This window comes from Mesorhizobium muleiense, assembly GCF_900099905.1.
Lineage (GTDB): Bacteria > Pseudomonadota > Alphaproteobacteria > Rhizobiales > Rhizobiaceae > Mesorhizobium > Mesorhizobium muleiense.
The window spans coordinates 67,796-93,764 of sequence record NZ_FNEE01000004.1; the positions used below are offsets into that span (position 1 = coordinate 67,796).

23 protein-coding genes are annotated in these 25,969 nt (G+C 64.6%); 10 read left to right on the forward strand and 13 right to left on the reverse strand.

Annotation, left to right across the window (positions count from 1 at the left end; genetic code table 11):
* Positions 1-2 precede the first annotated feature (2 nt).
* The 3 genes from pheS to pheT are packed head-to-tail and all read left to right on the forward strand — an operon-like array spanning position 3 to position 3,912.
* Positions 3-1,088, forward strand: coding sequence for a phenylalanine--tRNA ligase subunit alpha (gene pheS / locus BLT09_RS09940; RefSeq protein WP_091592596.1), 1,086 nt, complete (start codon positions 3-5; stop codon positions 1,086-1,088).
* Positions 1,085-1,507 carry a GFA family protein gene (locus BLT09_RS09945; RefSeq protein WP_091592598.1) on the forward strand — a complete coding sequence of 141 codons (423 nt, stop codon included), beginning with the start codon at positions 1,085-1,087 and terminating at the stop codon, positions 1,505-1,507. The genes pheS and BLT09_RS09945 overlap by 4 nt, the downstream gene beginning before the upstream one ends.
* Complete coding sequence (gene pheT, locus BLT09_RS09950) at positions 1,504-3,912, forward strand: phenylalanine--tRNA ligase subunit beta (protein ID WP_091592600.1); 2,409 nt, start codon at positions 1,504-1,506, stop codon at positions 3,910-3,912. The genes BLT09_RS09945 and pheT overlap by 4 nt, the downstream gene beginning before the upstream one ends.
* A gap of 253 nt (positions 3,913-4,165) precedes the next feature.
* Here pheT and BLT09_RS09955 read toward each other — a convergent pair whose 3' ends face one another.
* Positions 4,166-5,161 carry an aldo/keto reductase gene (locus BLT09_RS09955; protein WP_091592602.1) on the reverse strand — a complete coding sequence of 332 codons (996 nt, stop codon included), beginning with the start codon at positions 5,159-5,161 and terminating at the stop codon, positions 4,166-4,168.
* A gap of 96 nt (positions 5,162-5,257) precedes the next feature.
* Between BLT09_RS09955 and BLT09_RS09960 the strand changes: the two genes are divergently transcribed.
* The 3 genes from BLT09_RS09960 (at position 5,258) to BLT09_RS09970 (ending at position 9,068) form a co-directional block, all read left to right on the forward strand.
* Positions 5,258-6,178 (forward strand): LysR family transcriptional regulator, encoded by a 921-nt coding sequence (locus BLT09_RS09960; protein ID WP_091592604.1) that lies wholly within the window; start codon positions 5,258-5,260, stop codon positions 6,176-6,178.
* A 208-nt stretch (positions 6,179-6,386) separates the two neighbouring features.
* Positions 6,387-7,373, forward strand: coding sequence for a Gfo/Idh/MocA family protein (locus tag BLT09_RS09965; protein ID WP_091592606.1), 987 nt, complete (start codon positions 6,387-6,389; stop codon positions 7,371-7,373).
* Between the two features lie 36 nt (positions 7,374-7,409).
* Positions 7,410-9,068: an FAD-binding dehydrogenase gene (locus BLT09_RS09970; protein WP_091592608.1), complete on the forward strand. Its 1,659-nt coding sequence runs from the start codon at positions 7,410-7,412 to the stop codon at positions 9,066-9,068.
* A 5-nt stretch (positions 9,069-9,073) separates the two neighbouring features.
* On the opposite strand, the gene BLT09_RS09975 is transcribed toward BLT09_RS09970, so the two are convergent.
* The 7 genes from BLT09_RS09975 to bcoG form a co-directional block, all read right to left on the reverse strand.
* Positions 9,074-10,015: an alpha/beta hydrolase gene (locus BLT09_RS09975; RefSeq protein ID WP_091592610.1), complete on the reverse strand. Its 942-nt coding sequence runs from the start codon at positions 10,013-10,015 to the stop codon at positions 9,074-9,076.
* Between the two features lie 216 nt (positions 10,016-10,231).
* On the reverse strand, positions 10,232-11,014 hold the full coding sequence (locus BLT09_RS09985; RefSeq protein ID WP_091592612.1) for a carnitinyl-CoA dehydratase: 783 nt from the start codon (positions 11,012-11,014) through the stop codon (positions 10,232-10,234).
* Position 11,015: 1 nt separating this feature from the next.
* Positions 11,016-13,085 carry an acetate--CoA ligase family protein gene (locus BLT09_RS09990; RefSeq protein ID WP_091592614.1) on the reverse strand — a complete coding sequence of 690 codons (2,070 nt, stop codon included), beginning with the start codon at positions 13,083-13,085 and terminating at the stop codon, positions 11,016-11,018.
* Positions 13,086-13,088: 3 nt separating this feature from the next.
* The gene (locus BLT09_RS09995; protein WP_091592616.1) at positions 13,089-14,252 is read right to left on the reverse strand and encodes an acyl-CoA dehydrogenase family protein; all 1,164 of its coding nucleotides are present in this window, start codon (positions 14,250-14,252) and stop codon (positions 13,089-13,091) included.
* Between the two features lie 4 nt (positions 14,253-14,256).
* The gene (locus tag BLT09_RS10000) at positions 14,257-15,330 is read right to left on the reverse strand and encodes a carnitine 3-dehydrogenase (RefSeq protein ID WP_091592618.1); all 1,074 of its coding nucleotides are present in this window, start codon (positions 15,328-15,330) and stop codon (positions 14,257-14,259) included.
* Entirely contained in the window at positions 15,327-15,956 is a 630-nt protein-coding gene (locus BLT09_RS10005) for an HD domain-containing protein (RefSeq protein ID WP_091592620.1), read from the reverse strand. Before BLT09_RS10005 ends, BLT09_RS10000 begins: the two co-directional genes overlap by 4 nt.
* Before the next feature lie 28 nt (positions 15,957-15,984).
* Positions 15,985-16,896 (reverse strand): 3-dehydrocarnitine:acetyl-CoA trimethylamine transferase BcoG, encoded by a 912-nt coding sequence (bcoG, locus tag BLT09_RS10010; RefSeq protein ID WP_023796869.1) that lies wholly within the window; start codon positions 16,894-16,896, stop codon positions 15,985-15,987.
* A 111-nt stretch (positions 16,897-17,007) separates the two neighbouring features.
* Here bcoG and BLT09_RS10015 point away from each other — a divergent pair, with 111 nt between their 5' ends.
* On the forward strand, positions 17,008-17,988 hold the full coding sequence (locus BLT09_RS10015) for a GlxA family transcriptional regulator (RefSeq protein ID WP_091592622.1): 981 nt from the start codon (positions 17,008-17,010) through the stop codon (positions 17,986-17,988).
* Between the two features lie 6 nt (positions 17,989-17,994).
* Here BLT09_RS10015 and BLT09_RS10020 read toward each other — a convergent pair whose 3' ends face one another.
* Positions 17,995-18,201: a hypothetical protein gene (locus tag BLT09_RS10020; RefSeq protein WP_023796867.1), complete on the reverse strand. Its 207-nt coding sequence runs from the start codon at positions 18,199-18,201 to the stop codon at positions 17,995-17,997.
* A 185-nt stretch (positions 18,202-18,386) separates the two neighbouring features.
* A complete protein-coding gene (xylA, locus tag BLT09_RS10025; RefSeq protein WP_091592624.1) occupies positions 18,387-19,712 on the reverse strand; it encodes a xylose isomerase in 1,326 nt (441 codons plus the stop codon).
* A 113-nt stretch (positions 19,713-19,825) separates the two neighbouring features.
* Between xylA and BLT09_RS10030 the strand changes: the two genes are divergently transcribed.
* Positions 19,826-20,188 carry a nuclear transport factor 2 family protein gene (locus BLT09_RS10030; RefSeq protein WP_091592626.1) on the forward strand — a complete coding sequence of 121 codons (363 nt, stop codon included), beginning with the start codon at positions 19,826-19,828 and terminating at the stop codon, positions 20,186-20,188.
* Between the two features lie 35 nt (positions 20,189-20,223).
* On the opposite strand, the gene xylB is transcribed toward BLT09_RS10030, so the two are convergent.
* The 3 genes from xylB to BLT09_RS10045 form a co-directional block, all read right to left on the reverse strand.
* Positions 20,224-21,678: a xylulokinase gene (xylB, locus tag BLT09_RS10035; RefSeq protein ID WP_091592628.1), complete on the reverse strand. Its 1,455-nt coding sequence runs from the start codon at positions 21,676-21,678 to the stop codon at positions 20,224-20,226.
* Between the two features lie 81 nt (positions 21,679-21,759).
* Complete coding sequence (locus tag BLT09_RS10040; protein WP_091592630.1) at positions 21,760-23,082, reverse strand: tetratricopeptide repeat protein; 1,323 nt, start codon at positions 23,080-23,082, stop codon at positions 21,760-21,762.
* 9 nt (positions 23,083-23,091) lie between these two features.
* Positions 23,092-23,715 (reverse strand): LysE family translocator, encoded by a 624-nt coding sequence (locus BLT09_RS10045; RefSeq protein ID WP_077375225.1) that lies wholly within the window; start codon positions 23,713-23,715, stop codon positions 23,092-23,094.
* A 188-nt stretch (positions 23,716-23,903) separates the two neighbouring features.
* Between BLT09_RS10045 and BLT09_RS10050 the strand changes: the two genes are divergently transcribed.
* Complete coding sequence (locus BLT09_RS10050; protein ID WP_091592632.1) at positions 23,904-24,671, forward strand: L,D-transpeptidase; 768 nt, start codon at positions 23,904-23,906, stop codon at positions 24,669-24,671.
* Between the two features lie 119 nt (positions 24,672-24,790).
* Positions 24,791-25,957: a diphosphate--fructose-6-phosphate 1-phosphotransferase gene (locus BLT09_RS10055; protein WP_091592634.1), complete on the forward strand. Its 1,167-nt coding sequence runs from the start codon at positions 24,791-24,793 to the stop codon at positions 25,955-25,957.
* The last annotated feature ends 12 nt before the right edge of the window (positions 25,958-25,969 follow it).

A 25,969-nucleotide genomic window follows, 5' to 3' on the forward strand; every position in this document is an offset into this window, starting at 1 on the left:
ACATGAGTGACATGGAAACTCTCGAAAATTCCCTGATGAGCGACATTTCGTCGGCCGCCGACGAGCAGGCGATCGAAGCCGTGCGTGTTTCAGCGCTCGGCAAGAAGGGCTCGGTCTCCGAAATGCTGAAGACGCTCGGCTCGATGAGCGCAGAAGAGCGCCAGATAAAAGGCCCGGCGATCAACGGTCTCAAGAACCGCATCACCGAGGCGCTTACCGCGCGCCGCGCCGAACTCAAGGACGCAGCGATCGCATCACGGCTCGCGGCGGAAAAGGTCGACGTCACACTGCCGGTGCGGCAATCGCCGGCCGAGCGCGGCCGCATCCATCCGATCAGCCAGGTCAGCGACGAGATTGCCGCGATCTTCGGCGACCTCGGCTTTGCCATCGCCGAAGGTCCCGATATCGAGACCGATTACTACAATTTCACTGCGCTGAACTTCCCGGAAGGCCATCCGGCGCGCGAGATGCATGACACCTTCTTTTTCCAGCCGGACGAGAAGGGCGACCGCAAGCTTTTGCGCACCCACACCTCGCCGGTGCAGATCCGCACCATGGAGGTGCAGAAGCCGCCGATCCGAATCGTCATTCCCGGAAAAACCTACCGCCAGGATTCCGATGCCACGCACTCGCCGATGTTCCATCAGGTCGAAGGGCTGGTGATCGACAGATCAGCCAACGTCGCCAACATGAAATGGGTGCTGGAGGAGTTCTGCAAGGCCTTCTTTGAGGTACGCCAGGTCAAGATGCGTTTCCGGCCGAGCTTCTTCCCGTTCACCGAACCCAGCATGGAGGTCGACATCCAGTGCGACCGTTCGCGGCCGGGCGAGGTGCGCTTCGGCGAAGGCTCCGACTGGATGGAGATCCTCGGTTGCGGCATGGTCCACCCCAATGTGCTGAGATATGGCGGGCTCGATCCCGACGAATATCAGGGCTTTGCCTGGGGCATGGGCATCGATCGCATCGCCATGCTGAAATACGGCATGCCGGACCTGCGTGCCTTCTTCGACGCCGATGTGCGCTGGCTGTCGCATTACGGCTTCCGGCCGCTCGACATGCCGACGCTGTTCGCAGGCTTGAGCACATGACAGCGGCCCACACCGGCGGCTGCCGCTGCGGCGCCGTGCGGTTCGAGGCTTCGGCCGAACCGCACCATGTCAGCTATTGCCATTGCGGCGATTGCCGGCGGGCCAGCGGCGCGCCGGTATCGGCCTTCGTCGGCTTCATCACCGAGCAGGTCGCCTTCACGGGCAAGGCGCTGAAGATGTTCGAGAACGGGCCGGTGACGCGCTCCTTTTGCGGCATCTGCGGCTCGCCGATCGCCTATGTCGATGAGCGGCTGGCCGACCACATCTATTTCATGCTCGGCGCCATGGACATGCCGGCCTATTTCAAGCCGACGCACCACGCCCATGTGCGCGAGCAGCTTCCCTTCGTGCACATGCCGGATGACTTGCCGAGATATCTGAAGACCAGCGTGCCCAGACCAGACGGAACACAGTCATGAAATTCACCCTCTCCTGGCTCAAGGACCACCTCGAGACCGACGCCTCGCTCAACGAGATCGTCGAGCGGCTGACCTCGATCGGCCTCGAAGTCGAGCATGTCGACGACAGATCGAGCCTAAAACCCTTCGTCATCGCCAAGGTGCTGGCGGCGGTGCAGCACCCCGATGCCGATCGGTTGCGCGTGCTGACGGTCGATGCCGGCGACGGCAAGGCACCCGTGCAGGTTGTGTGTGGAGCGCCGAACGCCCGCGCGGGTCTGATCGGCGCCTTTGCAGCACCCGGCACCTATATTCCGGGCATCGACGTGACGCTAACGGTCGGCAAGATCAGGGGCGTCGAAAGCCACGGCATGATGTGCTCCGAGCGCGAGCTTGAGCTTTCCGAAGAGCATGACGGCATCATCGATCTGCCGGCCGATGCGCCGGTCGGCACCAGCTTCGCCGCCTATGCGCATCTCGACGATCCGGTCATAGAGATCAATTTGACGCCGAACCGTCCGGACGCGACCAGCGTCTACGGCATTGCCCGCGATCTGGCGGCGAGCGGTCTCGGCCGCCTCGTCGGCGGCGCGATCATGCCGCATGCCGGCAGCGGCATGTGCCCGGTGAAGGTGACGATCGAAGCTCCTGAACTCTGCCCCGGCTTCGCCCTGAGATTGGTGAAAGGCGTGAAGAACGGACCGTCGCCGAAATGGCTGCAGCAGCGGCTCATCGCCATTGGGCTTCGGCCGATCAGCGCGCTGGTCGATATCACCAATTTCGTCACCTTCGATCGCGGCCGGCCGCTGCATGTGTTCGACGCGAACAAGGTCGCCGGCAACCTTACCGTGCGCCGGGCGCGTGACGGTGAAAAGGTGCTGGCGCTTGACGGCCGCGAATACACGCTGACGCCTGACATGTGCGTGATAGCAGACCAGGACGGCGTCGAATCGATCGCCGGCATCATGGGCGGCGAACATTCCGGCTGCGACGAGAACACCACCGACGTGCTGATCGAATCGGCGCTGTGGGATCCGATCACCACGGCCCGCACCGGCCGCACGCTCGGCATCATCAGCGATGCGCGCTACCGCTTCGAGCGCGGCGTCGACCCGGAATTCATGGTGCCCGGCGTGGAACTGGCGACCAAGCTGGTGCTGGACTTCTGCGGCGGGACGCCGACCGAAACCGAAGTCGTCGGCTATGCCGGTCACGCGCCGAAGATCGTTTCCTTCCCGCTGTCGGAAGTGAGGCGGCTGACCGGCACAGAGGTGCCCCTGGAGGAGAGCCTCGCCATTCTCTCGCGCCTCGGCTTCAAGCCGGACGGCGCGGGCGATGTCGTCAATGTGGCAGTGCCGTCCTGGCGGCCGGATGTCGACGGCAAGGCCGATCTGGTCGAGGAGGTCATGCGCATCCATGGCGTCGACAACATCGCCCCGCAGCCGCTCGGCGCGCACGATGCCGTCAACGCCAAAATCCTGACTGTCCTGCAGGTCCGCACCCGCGCCGCCAAGCGGGCGCTGGCGGTGCGCGGCATGATGGAGGCGGTCACCTGGTCGTTCATTCCGGCAAAACATGCCGAACCGTTCGGCGGCGGCCAGACCGCACTGAAGCTCGCCAACCCGATCGCTGCCGACATGTCCGACATGCGGCCGTCGCTGCTGCCGGGCCTGATCGCCGCCGCGCAGCGCAATGCCGACAGGGGCATCGGCGATGTCGCGCTGTTCGAAGTGTCCGGCACCTATGAGGGCGACGCGGCCGACCAGCAGCGGCGCGTCGCCGCCGGCGTGCGGCGCGGCACGGCCAAGCTCGAAGGCTCCGGCCGCCACTGGGCCGGCAATGCCGGTCCGGTCGGCGTGTTCGACGCCAAGGCCGACGCGATCGCAGCACTTGAAGCCTGCGGCGCGCCGGTCGAGCGGCTGCAGATCGAGGCCGGCGGCCCGGCCTGGTATCATCCCGGCCGCTCCGGCACGATCAAGCTCGGGCCGAAGGTCATTTTGGGCACGTTCGGCGAGTTCCACCCGAAGACGCTGGAGGAACTCGACGTCTCCGGGCCGCTCTGCGGCTTCGAGGTTTTCATCGATGCCGTGCCCGAGCCGAAGGTCAAGCCGACGCGGACGAAACCGAGACTGGAACTGTCCGGGTTCCAGGCGGTCAAGCGCGATTTCGCCTTCGTCGTCGACAAGGCGGTCGAAGCCGGCACGCTGACCCGCGCAGCCCTTGCCGCCGACAGGAAGCTGATCACCAACGTCTCGGTCTTCGACGTGTTCGAAGGGGCGTCACTCGGCGCCGCCAAGAAATCGATCGCCATCGAAGTGTCGATCCAGCCGGTCGAAAGGACGCTGACCGACGAGGATTTTGAGGCGCTGGCCAAGCGCATCGTCGAGAATGTGCACAAGCAGACCGGTGGCGTGCTGCGGGCCTAAGTTGCAAACCAAGAAGGGGCACCGCGCCATCTTGCCTTCTCCCCTTGTGGGAGAAGGTGGATTGGCGCGTAGCGCCAAGACGGAAGAGGGGTGTTGGACGGAGCGCGGCTTTTGCCAAGCTGGAACACCCCTCATCCGTCGCCTTCGGCGACACCTTCTCCCACACGGGGAGAAGGCAGAGCCGCGCGAGACCTCACGCTGGCGCTCGCCCCGGAATGGGCAACTCAAGCCTGAAGGGATTTCATAGCCGCTGTTATCCATTGACCAGCGCAAGCATTTCTTCGGTGTAGCGCTTGCCGACGACCTTCTCCGGCGACAGGGCGTCGCCAATGGCCGCCACTTCCGCCTGGGTCAGCGCAATCTGTGCTGCTGCCGCATTCTGCTCGAGATGGCGGATTTTTCGCGCACCGGGGATCGGCACGATGAAATCGCCCCGATGCAGCACCCAGGCGAGCGCCAGCTGCGCCGGCGTCACGCCCTTGTCCGCCGCCATTGTCTCCAGCGTCGCGACAACAGCTGCATTGGCGGCCATGGCGTCGGCCTGGAAGCGCGGCAGTCCACGCCGCCAGTCATCGGCACCGAGCACCTCTGGCTTGGCGATCGTTCCGGTCAGCAGGCCGCGGCCGAGCGGGCTGTAGGGGACAAAGCCGATGCCGAGCTCGCGGCAGACGGCAAGCACCTCTTCCTCCGGATTGCGGCTCCACAGCGAATATTCGCTCTGCACGGCTGATATCGGATGCACCGCATGCGCCCGGCGAATGGTCGCCGCGCTCGCCTCCGACAGGCCGAGCGCGCGCACCTTGCCCTCGCGCACCAGCTCGGCCATGGCGCCGACCGTATCCTCGATCGGCACATTGGGATCGACGCGATGCTGGTAATAAAGGTCGATCACCTCGACGCCCAGCCGCTTCAGCGACGCTTCGGCCACCGCCTTGACGTGTTCGGGGCGGCTGTCGACACCCGCCATGCGCTCGACGCCGTTGCCTTCTTCAAGGATTTTGAAGCCGAATTTCGTCGCGATCGTCACCTGGCCACGCACCGGCTTCAGCGCCTTGCCGAGCAGGATCTCATTCTCGTACGGGCCATAGACCTCGGCCGTGTCGAAGAAATTGACGCCGATATCGACGGCGCGGCGCAGTGTGGCGATCGCGTCCACCTCCGGCTGGCCGCCATAGCCGAAGCTCATCCCCATGCAGCCGAGACCGACCGGATAGACATCAAGTTCATTTCCAAGCTTGCGGGTTTGCATCACGCGTCTCCTTGTTGTGATGCGGCAGAGATAGCGCCTTGCACCGCGTTCGATAATCGGCTCTTGCTTGCACGGGCTGTTCTAAAAGATAGATCAATGAACCGAACGCATCTCTCCCAACTTGCGGTGCTGGCTACCGTCGCCCAGTGCGGCAGCTTTCGCGGCGCGGCCAAGGAGCTCGGCATTGCGCCCTCGGCAGTCAGCCATGCGGTTTCCAGCCTGGAGGCGCGTCTTGGCGTGCGGCTCCTGGCGCGCAGCACGCGCAGCGTCGCCCCGACCGAGGCAGGCGCACAGCTGCTCGAGCGGCTGAGGCCGGCGCTGTCGGAAATCGATCTGGCGCTGGAATCGGCGGTCGAGGCGCGGGACCGGCCGGCGGGCAATCTCCGGCTGACCGTGCCGCGCACCGCCGCCCACCTGGCGCTGACGCCGCGGCTCGGTGCCTTTGCATCGGCCTATCCCGACATCGTGCTGGAGATCGTCATCGAAGACCGCTTCACCGATGTGGTCGAAGGCGGCTTCGACGCCGGCGTCCGGCTCGGCGAGAGCCTGCAGCGCGACATGATCGCGGTGCGCATCGGTCCAAACCTTCGCGGCGCCGTCGTCGGCGCGCCATCCTATTTCGCGACCATGCCCAGGCCGCGCCATCCACACGATCTCGTCGGTCACCGTTGCATCCGCTTCCGTTTCTCCAGCGGCATCCTCTACCGCTGGGAATTCGAGAAGGACGGCGAGGAGATCGAGCTGGCGGTGCAAGGGCCGCTGATCCTCGACGAGGACCATCTGATCGCCAATGCGGCGGCCGACGGCGCTGGGCTTGCCTTCCTGTTCGAGGACTATGTCCGCGAGGCGTTGGCCACCGGCCGGCTCATTCGCGTGCTGGAAGACTGGTGCCCGCCCTTCGACGGTTTCTTCGCCTACTACCCAAGCCGCCGCCAGATGCGGCCGGCGCTGCGAGCCTTTGTCGATTTCTTCAAGATAGAAAGCCGGTTTGTGGGAGCGTCGTCGGCTTCGACATGACACATACAGGTAGAAGGGGATAGCCTTTGCAGGACCTGGTTTCCTCGCCCCCCTTTGCGGAGACGAGGAAACCAAGCTCTGCGGAGGGCAGCGCCGGCATCCGAACAAGCCGCAGACGATCGCCTTGCTCGCTGCCATGCTTCGCATTGGCTTTTTTGCCGATTTCAGGCAAACCTCCACGCCTGTAATTTGAAGAGGGAGAAGCCTGATGTTCCGATGGGGTGTTTTGTCGACGGCCAAGATCGGCCGCGAGCATCTTTTGCCTGCAATGGTCGAGGCGGAGAACGGCGTGCTGTCGGCGATCGCCAGCCGCGACCTGTCGAAAGCCCGTGCCCTGGCCGATCGGTTCGGCGCCCCCCATGCCTTCGGCTCCTATGACGAGCTGCTCGCATCCAGGGATGTCGACGGCGTCTACATCCCGCTGCCGACCGCCCAGCATGTCGAATGGACCGCCAAGGCGATCGAGGCCGGCAAGCATGTTCTGGTCGAAAAGCCGCTGGCGCTCGACGCCAGGGACATTCCGCCGCTGATCAAGCTGCGCGACGCCAAAAACGTGCTGGTCTGCGAAGCCTTCATGGTCGTCTACCACCCGCAATGGGTCAAGGTGCGCGAGCTGATCGCCAACGGCGCCATCGGCCGGCTGCGCCATGTCCAGGGCGCGTTCTCCTACTACAATGTCGATCCCAAGAACATGCGCAACCAGCTCGACCTCGGTGGCGGCGCGCTGCCCGACATCGGCGTCTACCCGACGGTGTCGACGCGCTTTTCGACGGGCAAGGAGCCGCTGCGCGTCCAGGCGACGATCGAGCGCGACAAGACATTCGGCACCGACATCTATTCCTCGATCCGCGCCGATTTCGGCGACTTCGAATTGTCGTTCTATCTGTCGACGCAGATGGCGGCGCGGCAGGTGATGGTGTTCCACGGCGAGAAGGGCTTCATCGAGGTGCTTTCGCCGTTCAACGCCGGCATCTACGACCACCATCGCATCGAGCTGCACAACCAGAACCACAGCGAGGCGCAAGTGTTCCGCTTCCCCGGCATGCAGCAGTACCGGCTGGAGGTCGAGGCCTTCGCGCGGGCGGCACAGGGCGGCACCGACCGCGTCTTCACGCTGGAAGAGTCCGTGCTCAACCAGAAGGTCATCGACGCCATCTTCCGCGCCGGCGAGAAGGAAGGCTGGGAGACGGTCTGACAATCGTCAGCCGGGGAGGAGAGCCGGGGGGAGAAAGTGGCTGACGATGCGGATGTGATCATTGTCGGCGCCGGCCTTGCCGGGCTCGTCGCGGCGGCCGAGCTGGCCGAGGCCGGCAAGAAGACCATCGTTGTCGACCAGGAGCCTGAACAGTCGCTCGGCGGCCAGGCGTTCTGGTCGCTTGGCGGCATCTTCCTCGTCGATTCGCCCGAGCAGCGGCGCATGCGCATCCGCGATTCGCATGATCTGGCGCTCGAGGACTGGCTTGGCACCGCCGCCTTCGACCGTGCGGAAGATTTTTGGCCGCGCCGCTGGGCCGAGGCCTATGTCGGCTTCGCCGCCGGCGAGAAGCGCTCCTGGCTGACGCAGCGCGGCATGAAGTTCTTCCCAATCGTCGGCTGGGCCGAGCGCGGCGGCGGCAACGCCGTCGGCCACGGCAATTCGGTGCCGCGCTTTCACGTCACCTGGGGCACCGGGCCGGGCGTGCTCGACCCGTTCGTACGGCGCGTGCGCGAGGCCGAGAATAGCGGGCTGATCCGATTCAAATTCCGCCACCGGGTCAACGAACTGACGCAGACAGGCGCCGCCGTGAATGGCGTGCGCGGCGACATGCTTGAGCCGAGCGATGTCGAGCGCGGCCGCAGGAATTCGCGCGATATCGCCGGCGACTTCGAGTTCAAGGCGCAAGCGGTCATCGTTGCCTCCGGCGGCATCGGCGGCAATCCCGAGCTTGTCCGCAAAAACTGGCCGCAGCGGCTCGGCACGCCGCCCAGACGCATGATCTCTGGCGTTCCCGATCATGTCGACGGCCGCATGCTGGCGATCACCGAACAGGCCGGCGGCAGCATCATCAACCGCGACCGCATGTGGCACTATGTCGAAGGCATCAGGAACTGGGCGCCGCTCTGGACCGACCATGCAATCCGCATCCTGCCCGGCCCGTCGTCGCTGTGGCTCGACGCCCGCGGCAAGCGCCTGCCGGTGCCGCTCTATCCCGGCTTCGACACGCTGGGCACGCTCAGCCACATCATGAGCACCGGCTTCGATTATTCCTGGTTCATCCTGACCAAAAAGATCATCCAGAAGGAGTTCGCACTGTCGGGCTCCGAGCAGAATCCCGACCTCACCGGAAAAAGCTGGCGTCAGGTGCTTGGCCGCGCCACATCGGGCGTTCCCGGTCCGGTAAAGGCGTTCATGGAGAAGGGCGAGGATTTCATCGTCGAGCCTGGTTTGCCGGCGCTGGTCGCCCGCATGAACGCGCTTGTCGGCGGCGAGCCGCTGCTCGAACTGGCACAGGTCGAGCACGAAATCCGCGCCCGTGACAGGCAGCTCGACAATCCGTTCTCCAAGGATATGCAGATCACCGCCTTGCGCGGCGCCCGAGCCTATCTCGGCGACCGGCTGATCCGCACGGCCAAGCCGCACAAGATGCTCGACCCTGCCAATGGGCCGCTGATCGCAGTCAGGCTCAACATCCTGACCCGCAAGACGCTGGGCGGCTTGCAGACCGATCTCGACAGCCGTGTCCTGGGTACCGATGGCCAGCCGGTCGAGGGACTGTACGCGGTCGGCGAAGCCGCCGGTTTCGGCGGCGGCGGCATGCATGGCTATGCGGCGCTGGAAGGGACGTTTCTTGGCGGCTGCATTTTCTCAGGCCGCAGCGCCGGCCGGGCGGCGTCGCGGGCAGTGGGGTAGGATCCTCACCAGATCCATTCGCCGCGTCCCAGAGCCGACACCGCGTCGATGATCCGGGAAAAGCTCGACTGCGCACGACCGACCGTGTGCCGGCCTCTGAGATAGCCATGCACCAGCCCCGGCTCTTCGAACCAGTAGGCGTGACCCTCCTCCGCGACGAGGCGGTCGCGATAAGCCTCGCCGTCTGACGACAGCGGGTCGCATTGGGCGGTGATCAGCACAGTCGGCGGCAGATTGGCAAAATCGGCATCGGCCAGCGGCGACAGCGTGAGATCGCCGGTGCGGTCTTCGCCGCCGGTCCTGATATTCGTGTAGAAATCGAGGTCGCGGACCGTCAGCATCGGCGCCTCGGCATGGGTCACGTAAGAGCTTTGCGAGCGGTCGCCGCCAAGGCCGGGATAGATCAGCACCTGGCCGATCGGCCTTCGTGCATGGCCGCGCGTCGCATGGCTGACCGCGGCGGCAAGATTGCCGCCGGCGCTGTCGCCGCAAAGCAGGATCGGGCGCTTGTAGGTCGTCGCCGCCCATTCGAAGGCGCTGATGGCATCGTCGAAGCCGGCCGGATGCAGATGTTCCGGCGCCAGCCGGTAATCGACCGAAACCAGCTCATAGCCGGTGCGGCTGCAAAGCTCGGCGCAGAGGTCGTCATGGCTGTCGAGCCCGCCGAGGATATAACCGCCGCCATGGAAATAAAGCACCATCGCCGCCGCTTCCGGCGCGGGTGTGCGGTAGATGCGGATGGGGATGGGATGCGAAGGCGTGGCAATGGCGGTGGTCTCCGCCGTAACGTTGTCTGGGTGGCCGGCAGAGAATTCACGGCACATGCGGTCGTAGATGTCGCGCTGCTGATCGATCGTGTAGTCGATCGCATCAGGCGGATAGTAGGAATTGGTCCGCTCGATGAAGGCCCAGGTCTCGGCGTCGATCAGTTTTTTGTAGTCGGTCATGGACGCTGGATGGGCTGCCAAGGTTGAGCCTGGGCACCCCCCTCTGGCCTGCCGGCCATCTCCCCCGCAAGGGGGGAGATCGGATATCGTGTCGGCTTTCGCCAATCTTCAACGTCGCAGGATGGGATGTATGGCCGAAGCTGCCAATCTCCTCCCTTGCGGGGGAGATGCCCGGCAGGCCAGAGGGGGGTGGGCGCCGTCATTTCAACAATACCTTCACTTCCCCTTCCACACTGGGTCGCGCTTTTCGGCAAAGGCGCGAAAACCCTCGAGATTGTCCTCCGAGCCGTACAGTGCGTCAACCGTCGGCAATTGGCGGCGCGTCACCCGGTTCATCGCGTCCTGGAAGGTGAGTGCTTCGGCGACCCGCGCCGTCTCCTTGATCGCGGCAAAGACCAGCGGCGGACCGCCGGCGAGCAGTCGTGCGATCTCCCAGACGCGATCCTCGAGCTTCTCCTTGGGCAGAACCTCGTTGACCAGACCCCAGCGATGCGCTTCGGCGACATCCATCCAGCGGCCGGTGAACAAAAGGTCCATGGCGACATGATAGGGAATGCGCTTCGGCAGCTTGATCGTCGCTGCATCGGCCAGCGTGCCGGCGCGAATTTCCGGCAGCGCAAAGGAAGAGTGATCCGACGCGTAGATGAGGTCGCAGGACAGCGCCAGCTCGAAGCCGCCGCCGACCGCCATGCCGTTGACGCAGGCGATGACCGGCTTGTTGAGATCGCGCAGCTCCTGCAGCCCGCCGAACCCGCCGACGCCATAGTCGCCGTCGACAGCATCGCCGCCGGCCGCGGCTTTCAGGTCCCAGCCGGCGCAGAAGAACTTGTCGCCGGCGGTCTTGACAATGGCGACCCGCAGATCCGGATCGTCACGGAACGCCTTGAAGGTCTCGCCCATCAGCCGCGAGGTGTTGAGGTCGATAGCGTTGGCCTTGGGCCGATCGAGCGTGACTTCGAGGATCGTGCCCTCGCGGCGGGTGGTGATGACGTCAGACATGCTAGTTTTCTCCAAGCACCAGCAGCGCGTCGGCGATCCAGGCGCCTTTGCCTTGCGCGCAGACGATCAGCGGGTTGATGTCGAGTTCCTCGATCTCGCCGGCATTTTGCTGCACGAAGGCGGCAATGCCTGATATCGCGTCAATGGCCGCCGCGAGATCGGCCTTGGGCCGGCCGCGATAGCCATCGAGCAGCGGGAACAATTTGAGCCCGCGCAATGCCGCCTCGATGTCGTCGCGGGTCGCCGGCAGCATCAGCGTGACGCTGTCGCGCAGCAGTTCGACCAGCACGCCACCGGTGCCCAGCGTCATCACCGCGCCGAACATCGGGTCGCGGGTGAAGCCGACGAGCAGCTCGGCGACGCCGTCGCGCACCATGCGCTCGACATAGAGGCCGGTGCCGAGCGCATCGAGATCATGGGCGGCCGTGCTGACGGATTCGGCGTCCCTGAGGTTGAGCCGCACCGCGCCGAGCTCGGATTTGTGGGTGACGCCCAAAGCCTTCAGCGCCACCGGAAAACCGAGCGCCATCGAGGAGATGACCGCCTCGACCGCATTGCCGGCGCGTTCACCGCTCGGCACCGGAAGCCCGGCCTCGATCAGCCGCGCTTTCGCCTCGGCCTCATCAGGCGTGACATGGTCGCCGGCCGGCGCCCCGGAAGCGGAGGTGTCGATCGGCTGCGCCTGCGGCGCGCGCCAGGCCCAGCCGATGAACGCGGCCGTCTGGGCGGCGTCCATGGCCTCGGAAATGCCGAACAACGGCACCATGCCGCGTGCCATCAGCCCGGCGGTGTATTCCTCGGGCAGGTTTTCCGGCAGCGAGGAGACGATCGCGCCCTGCGCCTTGTTGGTCTTCAACGCCGATTCGAAGGCGCGCAGCGTCGTCCACCAGTCGGTGTCGGAGCAGCGGTCGGGGCGCGGGAAATCGAGCACCAGCATGTTGAGGTCGAAGCCGCCCGACACCATGGCGGTGAAGGTGGCGGTCATCGCCGGCTCGTTGTTCCAGATGAAGGTGTGGTAGTCGAGCGGGTTGGCCACCGCAACCAGCGGCCCGAGCGTCGATTTGACGTGCGCGCGGTGAGTGTCGGTCAGCGCCGGGAAATTGACCCAGCGGCCTTCGGCGCTGTCGGCCATGACAGACGCCTCGCCGCCCGAACAGCTCATCGACGACAGCCGGTAGCCGGGCAGGGGTCCGGTGACGTGCAGCAGCTTGAGCGCCTCGATGAAGGCAGGGATGGAATCGACGCGGGCGATGCCGAGCCGCTTCAGGAAGGCGCCCGAGGCAGCGTCCGAGCCGGCCAGCGACGCGGTATGCGACACCGTTGCTTGCCGCGCCTGCTCGGAGCGGCCGACCTTCATGGCGATGATCGGTTTCTTCAGCTCTCGCGCCCGCGCGGCCAGCCTTTCGAAGCCGGCTACCGAATCGAACGCCTCGATATGCAGGCCGAGCGAAGTGACCCGATCGTCCTCGATCAGGCCGAGCGCCATTTCCGAAAGGCCGGTCTGTGCCTGGTTGCCTGCGGTCATCAGAAAGGCGATCGGCAGGCCGCGCTTCTGCATCGTCATGTTGATGGCGATGTTCGACGACTGGGTGATGATGGCGACCCCGCGGCCACCCTCGGCCAGCCTGATGCCGCCATGCTGGTCGGGCCATAAAAGCGCGCCGTCGGCATAATTGATCAGGCCGTAGCAGTTCGGCCCGATGATCGGCATCTGGCCCGCCGCAGCGACCAGTTCCGCCTGCAATCGCTCGCCATGCTCGTCATAAGCCTCGGTCTCGAGAAAGCCGGCGGCAAAGCAGACGGCGCCGCCGGCACCGCGCTCGGCCAGCGCCTTGACCACCTCGATGGTCGAATGCCGGTTGACGCCGACAAAGGCGGCGTCCGGGGCGCCGGGCAGGTCGGCCACCGAGCGGTAGGCCTTGCGCCCGGCGACTTCGTCCTTGGTCGGGTGCACCGGCCAGATCTCGCCGGCAAAGCCCATCTTGATCGACTGCGCGACGACGGCGGCGGCCTGCGCGCCGCCGAACACGGCGATCGTTCGCGGGCGCAAGAGGCGCTCAAGTTTGTGCATTTATCAGCCCCCGAACGGGCGCAGCAGCGCCCGTGAAATGATGTGGCGCTGGATTTCCGACGTACCTTCCCAGATGCGCTCGACGCGGGCGTCGCGCCAGATGCGTTCCAGCGGCAGATCGTCCATCAGCCCCATGCCGCCATGGATCTGGATCGCCTCGTCGGCGACGAAGGCAAGCATCTCGGTGGCCTTCAGCTTGGCCATGGCCATGTCCTGATCGGTGACGGTGCCCTGATCGTACTTCCAGCCGGCTTCGAACACCATCAGGTCGGCCGCTTTCAGTTCTGTCGCCATATCGGCAAGCTTGAATGAAACGCCCTGGAACTTGCCGATCTGCTGGCCGAACTGCTGGCGCTGCGCGGCGTATTCGATGGCGTGGCCAAGCGCCCGCTCGGCCCGGCCGAGACAGGTGGCGCCGACCTGCAGGCGGGTTGCGCCAAGCCATGAATTGGCGACGTCGAAACCCTTGTGGACCTCGCCCAGAACCTGGGCTCCGGGCAGCCGGCAATCGTCGAATTCGAGGATGGCATTGGTGTAGCCGCGGTGCGAGACGTTGCGGTAGCCGTCACGCACCGTAAAACCCTTGGTGCCCTTGTCGACGAAGAAGGCGGTGATCTTCTTGCGTTTTCCACGCGGCGTCTCCTCTTCGCCCGAAGCCATGAAGACGATGGCGAAATCGGCGAGGTCGGCATGGCTGATGAAGTGCTTGGTGCCGTTCAGCACCCAGTCGTCGCCGTCCTGCACTGCGGTTGCCTTCATGCCGCGCAGATCGGAGCCGGAACCCGGCTCGGTCATCGCCAGGCAATCCCACTTCTCGCCGCGAATGCAGGGATAGAGATACTTTTCGCGCTGCTCCGGCGTGCCGGCCAAGAGGATGTTGGATGGCCGCGCCACGCAGGTCCAGTGCAGTGCGTAATTGGCGCGGCCGAGCTCCTTCTCGTAAAGCAGCCAGGTCACCGTATCGAGGCCGGCGCCACCGACCTCCGCAGGCATGTTGGCGGCATAGAGCCCGGCTTCGATCGCCTTGGCCTTGATCTCATCGATCAGCTCGCGGCGCAGCACGCCGGTGCGCTCCACCTCGCGCTCATGCGGGTAAAGCTCGTTCTCGACGAAGGCGCGCGTCGTCTCGACGATCAGTTTCTGTTCCTCGGAGAGGCCAAAATCCATGGTCTCAGCCTTTCTTCTTTTTCTTCGGCTTTTCGGCCTTGGCCTTCTCGGCCGCCTTGGAGGCGGTGGGCTTCTTCGCCGCAAGCTTGGCGAGCTGCTTCGTATAGTCCTTGTGCAAGGCGCCGGCGCCCCAGCCCTTGCCTTTGTTCTGCTTCGACAGCGCATCCATGATGGCGACCAGATTGTCGTCGCGGATCTTTTCGAGCTCGCGGATCGACAGGCCATCCGCCTGATCGTCCGACTGCGTGGCGATCAGGTCGACAAGTTCGTCGTTGAACTCCGGCACATCCATCAGCTTGGTCCACGGCCATTTCAGGCACGGCCCGAACTGCGCCATGAAATGGCGCATGCCGGCCTCGCCGCCGGCGACGCGGTAGACCTGGAACATGCCCATCTGCGCCCAGCGCAGGCCGAAGCCATAGCGCATGATGTCGTCGAGTTCCTCGACCGTGCAGATGCCGTCCTTGATTAGCCACAGCGCCTCGCGCCATGCCGCCTCCAGCAGGCGGTCGCCGACGAACGCCTCGATCTCCTTGCGGATCACCACCGGTTTCATGCCGATCGAGGCGTACATCTCCTTGGCGACCTCGATCGCCTCGGGAAAGGTCTGCTCGCCGCCGACGATCTCGACCAGCGGAAGCAAATAGACCGGGTTGAACGGATGGCCGACGACCAGCCGCTCCGGATGCTTCTTCATCGCCACCTGCATGTCGGTCGGCTTGATACCGGAAGTCGAGGAGCCGACGATCGCATTGGCCGGCGCATAGAGGTCGATCTCGGCCAGCACGCGGTGTTTCAGGTCGAGCCGTTCCGGCACGCTTTCCTGGATGAAATCGGCATCGGCGACGGCGTCGGCAATGGTCTTGGCAAAGGTCAATTTGCCTTCTTTTGGCAGGCCGTCGGGCAGCATCTGCTTGTAGGCGCGGCGCGCGCCTTTCATCACTTCGCCGACCTTGCGCGCGGCTTCGGGGTCGGGATCGAAAATCGACACGTCGATGCCGTTCAAGAGCAGCCGCGCCACCCAGCCGGCGCCGATGACGCCGCCGCCGATTGCAGCTGCCTTAGTGATGATGCTCATACGGAGGCTCCGGTTCTTGTCCTGGCTTTTTCCAGGTCGATGAGAGGCACGCGCTCGCCGGCGCGGATCACGGTGGGGTCATAGGCCCTGCGCGCAAACACCTCGAGCACGAAGGGCCGGAAGAAGTCGATCGGCAACGTCTCGTAGTCGGGGTCGAAGCTCGACTGGTCCCAGCGCTCACAGAACTGGTCGCAATCGTCGAAATAAAGGTGGCCGGCGAAACGGTCGCGCGCATGCGGATTGCCGCCGAGATGGTGGGCGTAATAGAGGCGCTGGAAGTCACCATGCTTTTCCACAACCCAGGTGCACTGCTCGCGCACGAAAGGTTTTAGGACCGAAGCTGCATATTCGTCGTGATTGTACGGTGCGTAGACGTCGCCGATGTCGTGCAGCAGGGCGCAGACGATCCAGTCGGTGTCGGCGCCGTCGCGCCATGCGCGCGTCGCCGCCTGCAGCGAATGGCCGAGCCGGGTGATCTTGTAGCCGGACAGGCCTTCGTCGAGTTGGACAAGCGCGTCAAGCAGCCGTTCGCCTGTCTTCGCCGCATAGTCGATCTCGTGCTCGGTGAGGAACGCGTAATCGTCGCGGTCGCCATCCTTCATTGCGGTGAATTTCACGGTCTTCATCGGCGGCTCCTCCCTACCGATTGCTTGTTCAAAGCGGCGCGCGCTTTGTCAAATTGAGCTTCTTGCGCACTTCATCGGGGCCGATGACCCTTGCGCCCATGTTCGACACGATGCTGACCGCCCGCTCGACCAGCTGCGCATTGGTTGCCAGCACGCCCTTGTCGAGCCAGAGATTGTCCTCAAGCCCGACGCGGACATTGCCGCCGGCCAGCACCGCGGCGGCGGCATAGGCCATCTGGTTGCGGCCGATGGAGAACGCCGACCAGGTCCAACCTGACGGCACATTGTTGACCATCGCCATAAAAGTGTTGAGATCGTCCGGCGCGCCCCATGGCACGCCCATGCACAATTGCACGAGAGCATCCGGGTCCAGCACCTTTTCCTCGACCAGTTGCTTGGCAAACCACAGATGGCCGGTGTCGAAGGCCTCGATCTCCGGCTTGACGCCAAGCGCCGTCATCATGCCGCCCATGGCGCGCAGCATGCCTGGCGTGTTGGTCATGACATAGTCGGCCTCGGCGAAATTCATGGTGCCGCAGTCGAGCGTGCATATCTCCGGCAGGCACTGGCGCACATGTTCCACGCGGTTGGTGGCGCCGCCCATATCGGTGGCTTTCTCGTTCAGCGGCAGCGGGTTTTCCGGCGAGCCGAACACCATGTCGCCGCCCATGCCGGCGGTCAGGTTCAGCACCACGTCGACGTCTGCCGCACGGATGCGCTCGGTCACTTCGCGATAAAGCTGCACGTCACGGCGCGGCCTGCCGGTTTCGGGGTCGCGCACATGGCAGTGGACGATCGCCGCACCCGCCTTTGCCGCGTCGATGGCCGAATCGGCGATCTGCTTGGGCGAGCGCGGCACATGCGGGCTGCGGTCTTGCGAGCTGCCGGACCCGGTTATGGCACAGGTAATGAAGACCTCACGGTTCATCGCAAGCGGCATCGACTTTTCTCCCAATCAGCACAGATGGTCCCGATCAAACATGGGCCCAATCGAACAGATAGCAACAATGCCTGACTTGCCGGAAACTGTTTTGCATTTTACGAAGTGCGTATGATGAAAAACGAAAAGTCGTCGATCTTTCGCGCCGAACGGTTGCCGCTCAAGGTGACGCTGCTGGTGTTTTCCGGGTCGTCGATCATGTGTGTGGCCTCGGCCGTCGATCCGCTGCGCGCCGCCAACCGTATTGCCGGCGAGACGCTGTTCGATTTCAGGCTGGTTTCGGTGACCGGCGAAGCGCCGGTCACCACATGCGGCCTGCCGGTTGCGGTCAGCGGCCGCTTCGATGCGGCGGATACGACGGATGTGCTTGTCGTCGTCGCCGGTTTCGGCACGCAGAACTATGCCACGTCGGCCCTGCTTGCCGGCCTGCGCCGAGCGGGGCGCGCCGCACGCGCCTGCGGCGGCGTCGAAGCCGGTACCTGGCTGGTCGCCCGCGCCGGTCTGCTGGAAGGGCGCAGCGCCACCACCCATTGGGAGGACATGGAGGATTTCTCATCGGCCTTTCCCGAGGTCGACGTTCGCCCCGACCGCTATGTCATCGACGGGCCGGTCTTCACCTCCGGTGGCGCTTCGCCGACCTTCGACCTGATGCTGCATCTGATCCGCACGCGGCTCGGCATGGCGGTCGCGCTCGATGTGGCAAGCGTCTTCATCTACGACCAGGCACGCGCCGCGACCGACGCGCAGCCTTTGGTCTCGCTCGGCCGCCTCGACGGCTACGATCCGCGGCTTGCGCAAGCCATCCGGCTGATGGAAACCCACGTCGACCAGCCCTTGACTATCGCCGCGGTGGCAAAGCGTGCCGGGGTGACGGCACGTACGCTGGAGAGCATCTTTCGCAAGTCGATCGGCGAGACGCCGGGCGCCTATTATCTCAGGCTGCGGCTGGGTGCAGCGCGCCGGCTGGTGGTCGACACGCGCGTGGCCATGGCCGATATTGCCGGGCGAACGGGGTTCTCGTCCGCCGCGGCATTTTCCAGGGCGTTCTCAAGAGCTTTCGGCGAAGCGCCGGTCAGGCTGCGCAGGAGATAGTCGGGATCAGGCAGCGTCCTGGCGGTCGCTTTTGCCGTCGATCTGCGAGCGCATCTGTCTCGCAAGGTGGGTCTCGAAGCGGCTGGCGACCGCGCGGTCCCATTCGTTTGCACCGCGCGCGCCATCCTTCGGATGCGGCAGCGCCATCAGCCGGTCGATGATCGATCCCTCGCCAGATGAGAGCAGGGCGTCGATTTCGCGTTCGTGCTGCATATCGGTTCGCCTCCTTCTTTCTGTTCCCGCCACGAACCACATATACGAGATTCGTGACGGCTGTTTGAAGGCAAGAGCGAGGCGATTGAGGGGCGGTGCGAGGCAAAACCTTGTCGTCGGTTCCGCCCTCGCGCAAAGCTGTTCCGGGCCGGCGGGTCGGTCAACAGACCCGCCGGTGCGGCACCTCAGACGTACCGGTTGACGATATTCTCAAGCAGTTCCTGGCGGCCGGATCTCGGCTGCGGCTCGATCTTCTTCTTGACGACGCGCTCGGTGATCTCCTCCAACGTCCGCTTGCCGGCAAGCATCGCCTTGGCCTCGGCCGAATTCCAGCCGGCATAGCGCTCGGCCAGCGGGGCCGACAGCGCCTTGTCCTCCACCATTTTAGCGGCGGCCTTGAGGCCGCGTGCGCAGCAATCCATGCCGCCGATATGGCCAATCAGCAGATCCTGCGGATCGAGCGACTGTCGCCTAAGCTTGGCGTCGAAATTGGTGCCGCCGGACTTGAAGCCACCGGCCTGCAGCACCTGGTAATAGGCCAATGCCATCTCCGGCACATTGTTGGGGAACTGGTCGGTGTCCCAGCCCGACTGGTAGTCGTTGCGGTTCATGTCGATCGAGCCGAAGATGCCGAGCGCATTGGCCAGCGCCAGTTCATGCTCGAAGGAATGGCCGGCCAGGATCGCATGGCCCTGCTCGATGTTGAGCTTGACCTCCTTCTCCAGCCCGAAGCGCTTCAGGAAGCCGTAGACCGTGGCGACATCATAGTCGTACTGGTGCTTTGTCGGCTCCTGCGGCTTCGGCTCGATCAGGATGGTGCCCTTGAAGCCGATCCGGTGCTTGTAGTCGACGACCAGGTTCAGGAAGCGGCCGGCCTGTTCCTGTTCGCGGGCAAGGTCGGTGTTGAGCAGCGTCTCATAGCCCTCGCGGCCGCCCCACAGCACATAATTCTCGCCCTTCAGCCGCTTGGTGACGTCGATGCAGTGTTTGACCGTCGCTGCCGCATAGGCAAAGACGTCCGGGTCGGGATTGGTGGCGGCTCCCGCCATGAAGCGGCGATTGGAGAACAGGTTGGCCGTGCCCCAAAGCAGCTTGACCCCGGTCTTCTTCATCTTCGCCGCAAAATAGTCTGATATCTCGTCGAGCCGCGCGGCACTTTCAGAAAAGTCTTTTCCCTCCGGCCGCACATCGGCATCGTGGAAGCAGAAATAGGGAACACCCAGCAGCGAAAACATGTCGAAGGCGACATCGGCCTTGAGCTTGGCCAGTTCCATCGTGTCGGTGCCACCGGCCTCGGCGAACCACGGCCGCTCGAAGGTCTGGCCGCCGAACGGATCGCCGCCTGGCCAGGCGAAGGAATGCCAGTAGGCGACGGCAAAGCGCAAATGGTCTTCCAGCCGCTTGCCGGCGACAACCTCATCGGGATTGTAGAACCGGTAGGCCAGCGGATTGGTCGAATCCGGCCCCTCGTATTTGATCTTCTGGATGTCGCCGAAAAAGCCGCTGGTCATGTCTGTCTGTCCTCTCGCAGGGTTCGGTCCTGATTACCTCAGGCGTAATTGGTTTCGCGCTGGCGCTGGATGAAAAGGGTCATGTCAAAGCCAATCAACCACGGAGACAGACCATGACCGACCTCAACACGATCGCCGAAAACTACATCGCCGCCTGGAACGAGAGCGATGCCGCGCGCCGGCAAGCCTTGCTCAAGGCGGCCTTCACCGATGACGTCAGCTACCGCGATCCGATCGTGCAGGGAGACGGCCACAATGGCCTCGCCGCACTGATCGATGGTGTCCAAAAACGTTTTGCCGGCTTCCGGTTTTCGCTGAAGGGCAAGCCGGATGGGTTTGGCGACACGATCCGCTTCTCGTGGAATCTCGGGCCGGAAGGCACCGATTCCGTCATCGAAGGCACCGACATCGGCGTCATCGAGAATGGCCGCCTGAAAAGCGTCACCGGCTTTCTCGACAAGGTCCCGGCACAGTGAGGTGATCTCGGGCCGCGGCGGGGGTGTGAAACCACTCACGCCGTGGCCGCCTTTATAGCCGGGTAAAGCAAGCGGTAGCGCTGATAGGCATCCGCATAGGCGTTGCTTAGCGCGGCGACCGGTTCGATTGTGGCATCGGTGGCCGGCGCCGTGCACACTCTGAGCGGATCGGCGCCCGTCGCCGCGATCAGGCCAAGCCTCGCTGCACCGAAGGCGGCGCCGAAATCGCCGTCGGCGGGAATGTCGACGGGCAGGCCGAGCGCGGTGGCGATTGCCTTTAGCCAATAGTGCGAGCGCGAGCCGCCGCCGATCGCCGTCACCCGCGTCAGCGTCGTGCCGGCCTTGGCCAGGGCTTCGAGACTGTCGCGGAAGGCGAAAGCCACGCCCTCCAGCACGGCCTGGGTCAACACGGCGCGGCTCGATTCCTGCGCAAGCCCGGTAAACGAGCCGCGAATGGCCGCATCATTGTGCGGGGTGCGCTCGCCCGAGAGATAGGGCAGGAAGGACACGCCGGTCGGCGCCTTCAGCGTATCGCCGAGCTCGGCGGTCAGCTCGCCGGCGCCTTTGCCTGAAATCTCGGACAGCCAGTTGAGCGAATCGGTTGCCGACAGGATGACGCCCATCTGGTGCCAGGTGTCGGGCAACGCGTGACAGAATGTATGCACCGCGCTTTCCGGGTCGGGCAGATAGGACGCATTGGCGGCAAACAGCACGCCTGACGTGCCAAGCGAGACAAAGGCCTGGCCGGCGGCGACCGTGCCCATGCCGCAAGCCGACGCCGCATTGTCGCCGGCGCCACCAGCGATCGGGATGCCCGCCTGCATCCCCCATTTCGAGGCCAGTTCGCTGCGCAACGCGCCGGCCTTCTCAGTCCCTTCGACCAGTGACGGCATCTGCTTCTCGTCGAGCGACGTGGCGGAAAGCAGGTCGGATGACCAGTCTCGCTTGCGGACATCGAGCCAAGAGGTGCCGGCCGAGTCCGACATCTCCGAAATATGCTCGCCGGTGAGCCAGAGCCGCAGGAAATCCTTCGGCAGCAAGACCTTTGCCAGTTTGGCGAAAATATCCGGCTCGTTGTTTTTCACCCAGACCAGCTTTGGCGCGGTGAAGCCGGGGAAGACGATGTTGCCGGTCAGCTTGCGAAAGCGCGGGTCGGCGTCGAGCTTGGCGGCCTCGGCATGGCTGCGCGTGTCGTTCCACAGGATGCAGGGGCGCAGCACCTGGTCGCCGGCATCGAGCAATGTAGCGCCATGCATCTGGCCGGAGAGGCCGATTCCTTTGACGGCGGCGAGCTGTTCTGGATGAGAAACCTTGAGCTCGGCGATCGCTCCCTCGCAGGCGCGGATCCACTCGGCGGGGTTCTGCTCCGACCAGCCAGAGTGCGGCCGCGACACGTCGAGTGACGCGTGGCCGGAGCCGATGACGGTCTGCCCGGAATCGATCAATAGCGCCTTGACGCCCGACGTGCCCAGATCGAGGCCGAGATACATGGTGTCCTCCCATTGTCATTAATTTTTTCGGATCTCGAAAAAATCTGACTTGGCAGTTTTTAAGACAAGATCCGCCTCCGGTCAATTCTCCGACAAATCGGCAGCCCGCCGCGAAAGCAGCGCCGACAGCGGGCTCTCGGGCCGCGCCAGCGCGCGTTCCGCGGCAAGTGCCCTTGCCAATGCACGGTCGCCCGACCGCAGCGCAGCCTCGATCAGGGTCAGGTCGATGACGTCGCGCTGCGCGTGGCTGCCGCCGAAGCGGTGGGCGATCGCCCGGATGGGCCGGATCAGGCGGACCGTCTCGGCATAATTGCCGTCGCCGAACGCCTTGATGGCGAGCGTCAGGGGATGGCCGACATCCCGGGTAAAGGCGGCGTTGTCGTCGTTGGCGTGCATGGCCTCGTGCTGCGCCTCGAGCAAGGTGCGAGCCGGCGTCTCTTGGCCGGCGCCGACGAGGGCCATCATTGCGTGGGCATCGTTGAAGGCATAGTTGCCGGCGCTGGCCTTGACCCAGTTGGCGGCGAGCGCCGCCCAGCGGCCGCCGACATCGACGCCGCCGAGATGCAGCCGCCACAGGATCGCCGAAGCATCGACCATGTTGACCGCCAGCGTCGAGCGTTCGCCGTAGATTGGGCCGTCATAGAGCGCCAACGCCTCGTCGGTCTCGCCGAGATCGTAGTGGAACAGCGCCAGATGCCACCAATTATGCACTTTCAGGAAGCTTTCACGCGTCCACGCGTCGGGGTTGGCGCGCATCCAAGCGATGCCGTCCCTTTGCCGGCTCTGCATTTCCATGACATGGGCGACGGCGTGCTGCGCCCAGCCGTCGCGCGGCTCGATGTCGACTGCCATGCGGCCAAGCTTTTCGGCGCGCGCATAGTCGCCCATTTCCTCCAGTCCGAACGCCTGCATGCCGAGTACGGCGTGGTAGCCCGGCATGCCGCTTTGCCACGACGGCAGCGCGCGGCCGATGCGGTCGCGCAGCATGCGGGCATTGCCGGTGAAGAAATCGATCTGATGCCCGGTCTGCAGCGCCAGCGCATCGAGTGGAAACTCGATGGCGATATCCTCGAGCAGACGGGCGGCTTCATGCCAGCGTCCTGCGGCAAGGTGGCCAAGTGCTGCGACATGCGCCTGCTCGCGCGGCGTGGCGGCAAGCGGCAGTGCCGCCTCGTGGCATGTCTTGGCCACGGCTGTCGCCTCGCGCTCGGTGGCGAGGCCGAAGAGATAGCCCTTGAACACATGCGCCATGACGAAGCCGGGATGCTCGGCGATGGCGCGATCGATCGAGCCGACCGGATCGCCGATGAAGCATTGCAGTTCGCGCAGGGCCTGGCTGTAAGGCGAGAACCCGGCCTCCGTCGCGCCCGAAAACGTCAGGCCGAATGCATCCCTGACTGCCATGTCATGTCCTCAATTTCCCGAGCGCATCGCCACTGTGGCGATGCCGGCGCCGACCAGCAGCGTGCCGCCGGTGCGGTTGAAGATGCGGATCGCCTTCGGGTTGCGAACGACGTTGCGTGCCCTTGCGGCGATCAGCGCGTACCCGAAGGCATTGGCGAAAGCGAGCGCCAGGAAAGTCGTCTCGAAGATCAGCATCTGCGTCCAGAAATCGGCATGCCGGTCGAGGAACTGTGGCAGGAAGGCGACGAAGAAGGTGATGCTTTTCGGATTGAGCGCGGTGACCAGCCAGGCATGCGCCATCATCTTGGCCGAGGACACCGCGTCCAGGCGCGGCTCGGCCTTGAGCGTGCCACCGGCGCGAAACAGCTTTATGCCGAGATAGATCAGATAGCCGGCGCCGACCACCTTCAGCACCGTGAACACGGTGGCCGACGCCGCCAGCAGCGCGCCGATGCCAAGCATCGACAGCGTCATCGCGGTAAAATCGCCAAACGCCACGCCAACCGCCATCGGCAGCGCCGTGCGCCAGCCCTGGCCGAGCGCATAGGACACGACCAGAAGGATGGTTGGGCCGGGAATGACAAGAAGGATCGTCGAGGCGGCGGCAAAGGCGGCCCAGTTTTCGAAGGACATGTTCGTCTCCTTGAGCTCAAAGAAGAGGATAAATCCTTGGGCTCACAAAGATGTAAAGGGGCAAAAATCGAAAATGCCCCTGGTTAACATCAGGCGACGGTCCTTCACGCTTTTTCAACCATGATTGGTGAAAATGCACTCTATCCGGCCGGACCGTGTTTCCCGCCGACAGCGTAGGGTTTGGGTACATGCGTGAGTTGCCGCAAGGTCTGACGCCGCCGCACAATGGCGACGAAATCGAAATTTCCGAAATCCAGCTTTCCCGCCGCGCAGTGTTGTCCGGCGCCGGTGCGCTGGCGCTGCTCGGCGTCGCCGGCTGCAGCCAGACGCTCGACCTGTCGGCGCTGCAACTCGACGCCGTCACCACCGGCGCGATCACCCCTGTCCGCCCGAGCATCAGCGTCGACAAGAACATCACCAGCCCTGGTGTGATGTATGCCTCCGTCACCGACGGCGGCTTCACGCTGCCGGAAGTGCCCTACCTCAAGGTCAAGCCGGAGTTCCGCCGCCAGATCGTCGTCGACCCGACCGGCGAGCAGCCCGGCACCATCGTCGTCCATTCGCAGGAGCGGCTGCTCTACCTGGTGCAGCCCGGCGGTGACGCGATCCGTTACGGCGTCGGCATCGGCAAGGATGGCTTCCGCTGGTCCGGCCGCGCCAACATCCAGTACGGCAAGGAATGGCCGACCTGGAGGCCGCCGGCCGAGATGATCGCCCGCAAGCCGGAACTGGTGAAATGGCAGGCCGGGCAGCCCGGCGGCCTCGACAACCCGCTCGGCGCGCGTGCGCTGTACATCTACCAGAACGGCCAGGACACCGGCTACCGCATCCACGGTTCGCCCGAATGGTGGAGCATCGGCCAGGCGATGTCGTCGGGCTGCGTTCGCCTGATCAATCAGGACATCATCGACCTCTACAGCCGCGTCTCCAGGAGGAACCCGGTCGTCGTCGTCTGACCCTCCCGGTCATCGTCTGAACTCGAGGCGGCTGACGCGGCCGCTCGACTCTCCCGTTGCGCGATCTCGCAAGACAGGCGAATGTGGCTTGCAAAGCCACTGCTCGGGAGACGTGAAGCATGTCCGGAACTTTTGTCATCGCGCAAGGCGGCGGCCCGACCGCCGTCATCAACCAGACGGTGGTGGGCGCCACACTCGAGATCCGCAGGCGGCATCCCGGCGCCAAGGTGTTGGGCTCCATCCATGGCGTGCGCGGCATTCGTGACGGCAACTATGTCGATCTCTCGGCCATTCCGGAGGATCGGTTGCGGTTGATTGCTGCGACGCCGAGCGCCGCGCTTGGCTCGACCCGCGACAAGCCGGACGAGGCCTATTGCGAGGTCATCCTCAACGGCCTGAACAAGGCGGGCGCCGATGCCTTCATCTATATCGGCGGCAACGACACGTCCGGCACGCAGCAGATCCTGACCGACGCCGCCGGCGGCAAGATGGCATTCGTCCATGCGCCGAAAACCATCGACAACGATCTCGAGGAGAACGACCACACGCCCGGCTTCATTTCGGCAGCCGAGTTCGTCGCCGGCGCCTTTCTCTCGGTCGACCTCGACTTCCGTGCTCTGCCGGGCATCTATGTCGGCATCGTCATGGGCCGGCACGCCGGTTTCCTCACCGCCGCCGCCGCCGCATGGCAGCTTGATCCCGACAGTGGCCCGCATCTCGTTTATGTGCCGGAGCGTCCGTTCTCGGCTTCAGCCTTCATCGACGACGTGCGCGCCACGCTCGATCGCCACAAGCGCTGCATCGTCGCAGTCTCCGAAGGCGTCAGCACAGCCGACGGCAAGGCGCTGGTCGAAAGCCTTGTCCCGCCGGACAAACTGGAGCGCGATGCGCATGGCAACGTCAAGCTGTCGGGCAGCGACTTGCCGGCCGCCCTCGAGCGTGCGCTGGCCGAAGGATTGCCGGGCAAGCGGGCACGCGTCGATGCGCTCGGCTACATGCCGCGCGGCTATGTCGGCGCCATCAACGCCGTCGATGCGCAGGAAGCCTTCGATGCCGGCGTCTTTGCGGTCGCTGTCGCCGAGCAGGGCGGCGGCTCGGTGGCGCTGCAATATGACGGCAAGAAAACCGTGCTGAACAAGGTGCCGCTGAAAAACGTCGCCGGCAAGACCCGTCACATGCCCGACGATTTCATGCTGCCTGAGGTCAATCAGCTCTCCGATGCAGGAATGGCCTATCTGAAGCGACTGGTTCCCGAAAAATACAAGGTTGGAAAACCGTTCGTCTGATGCCGGCCCTCT